Annotated in this window: 1 protein-coding gene and 1 pseudogene; one reads left to right on the forward strand and one right to left on the reverse strand. The window is 41.1% G+C overall.

The genetic code is table 11. The features are described from left to right. Positions 1–257 precede the first annotated feature (257 nt). Positions 258–584, forward strand: coding sequence for a hypothetical protein (locus AB4496_RS22395; protein ID WP_102258619.1), 327 nt, complete (start codon positions 258–260; stop codon positions 582–584). A gap of 462 nt (positions 585–1,046) precedes the next feature. On the opposite strand, the pseudogene AB4496_RS22400 reads toward AB4496_RS22395, so the two are convergent. Next, positions 1,047–1,154 (reverse strand): annotated as a pseudogene (locus AB4496_RS22400) (50S ribosomal protein L25); the annotation flags it as partial.

Raw genomic sequence — 1,154 nt, forward strand, 5'->3', positions numbered from 1 at the left:
TATGGACCTCTGGCCAAATTTTATACCTGTATTTCTTAGCATCAAGTGAAATCGAAATTAGTGGAATTAATATCAAACTAGACTTTGGAAATATTCCTACAGGCGTTTAAAGCAGCCTAATGCTGGCCCTTCCTTTCTGCTCAAGATTGGATTTCGTGTTAATAGCGCTCTGATTTACTATTGGGTAATCGTGTCGCTCACGTCTTTTAAACGCCGTAATGTTCTACCCTAAGAAGTAACACTTTGTGGAGGTCTGTATGAATATCAAAGAGTCTGATTGGAAAATCTTTTGTGAGATAAAGAGTGAAGCTGCGCAACTGTTTTGTACTCGTCAGCTAGATGAAGCCATCAAAGCGATTACTGATGAATCAGAATCTGTAGGGGAAAGGTTTCACTTTATGTGCGAGTACTCCAAAGAATCTCAAAAGCAAATGAAGCTTATTTTTGATGGCCATTCTCGAAGCCGAGCATTTATCCAACTCATGCAAATGTGTGAAGAAGGTTTGGTTGTACCAAAACAATTCGAACGCCTTTCAGAGGAACTCAAAAAAGACATTACGAACGCTCTAGAAAGAAGATCCTAAGAAAAGTCGGGTATTCAGGCCGCTTGACCCAGTAAATGTACGATAACCTTCCAAGGTAAACTGCTACAACCATCCTAATATTACTCTTCTTTATTCGCTAATTCGGTATCCGAATCCATGATTTTTGGCCAGGGAGGCTCAGTGTTATGTTTTGAAAAATGAGTGTGCGGAGCCTAGCGAAAAAGCGGTCTAGTCTTTGTGTTAGAAAAACTACTGTATAAGTCCACCTTTCGTCCACCCTTAATCCACCCAAGCAAGACTGGGATAAAGTGGGGAGAGGGAAAATTGATTATTTTCAGTGTATTGCGCGAGATTTTAGACGTTTTTGAGGGCTCAGAAACGGTGAAACCCCGATGTTGGTAGCATCGGGGTTTCGAATTTCTAGATTTCTCGACTGGTAAGATCGATTATCTTTTCTATGCAGAAGGCTGGATTAATCCAATCTTATTCCTTGGTAGGGAATTAGATACGGATGAAGTCCATGTGCTCAACTTTAGGCTTGAACGCGTGACGTTGAACGTCTTGCGGCTTAACCTTAACTTCTGCGCCGTCAATCACTAGAGTGATTGT

The sequence above is a fragment of the Vibrio sp. 10N.222.46.A1 genome (assembly GCF_041473595.1).
Taxonomy (GTDB): Bacteria; Pseudomonadota; Gammaproteobacteria; order Enterobacterales; family Vibrionaceae; genus Vibrio; species Vibrio tasmaniensis_A.